The organism is Cognatundibacterium luofuense (assembly GCF_018139685.1).
In the GTDB taxonomy this organism is placed as follows: Bacteria; Pseudomonadota; Gammaproteobacteria; order Burkholderiales; family Burkholderiaceae_D; genus Undibacterium; species Undibacterium luofuense.
The window spans coordinates 1-365 of record NZ_JAGSPN010000282.1; the positions used below are offsets into that span (position 1 = coordinate 1).

Below are 365 nucleotides of genomic sequence, written 5' to 3' on the forward strand. Positions count from 1 at the left end.
GTGTCGAAAATGCTTACTGAGCGTCTGGAGCTGGAAAGTCTGCATGGCCGCCAGATTATCAGCATCCTGTTATTTCAGGATCTGGCTGTGGTGCCGCTGCTGATTTTGGTACCGGCGTTGGCTACCCACTCAGACAATATTGTCACGACCTTGTTGTGGGCTGGTGGTAAAGCCGTACTGGTGCTGGTCTTGTTGCTGGTGGCAGGACAGCGCATGATGCGTAGCTGGTTCAAGCTGGTCGTGAAGCGGCGCTCTCAGGAATTATTCATGCTGAATCTGCTGCTGATCACGCTGGGTGCAGCCTGGCTGACCGAGAAAGCTGGCTTGTCGATGGCGCTAGGTGCCTTTGTGGCAGGAATGCTGAT

The 365-nt window shown here is 54.5% G+C and carries 1 protein-coding gene; it reads left to right on the forward strand.

What is annotated here, in order from left to right; all coding sequences use genetic code 11:
- Positions 1–365: cation:proton antiporter (locus KDM89_RS20420; RefSeq protein WP_212689694.1), on the forward strand; the 365-nt coding region annotated here is incomplete at both ends.